General features: G+C 70.3%; 1 pseudogene. It reads right to left on the reverse strand.

The annotated features are described in order from the left end of the window. Positions 1 to 263: pseudogene (locus QN399_RS26405) on the reverse strand (chemotaxis protein CheR); the annotation flags it as partial.

The following is a 263-nucleotide window of genomic DNA, read 5'->3' on the forward strand; positions in this document are numbered from 1 at the left end:
CCCCTGCATCGGTATGCGTAGCTTTGACCGGTGGCACGTGGGGGGTGACCGAGCTGAACGGTCGCGGCTTGAGCGGTATCGGCGCCGCCCAGCGCTGCGGTAGCGGCGCGGGCGGCGGGTTGATCACAGGTGCAGCCGGCGCGGCCGGTTCTACATGCCGACTGAAGGCAAAGGACTGCGGCACGCCGATGGAGCGCATGCCGTGGCGCCCCAGCAGGCTGCCCTCGGCCGGGCCGATAAACAGCACGCCGTCCACGTGAGTC

The sequence above is a fragment of the Pseudomonas sp. 10C3 genome (assembly GCF_036346185.1).
Classification (GTDB): domain Bacteria; phylum Pseudomonadota; class Gammaproteobacteria; order Pseudomonadales; family Pseudomonadaceae; genus Aquipseudomonas.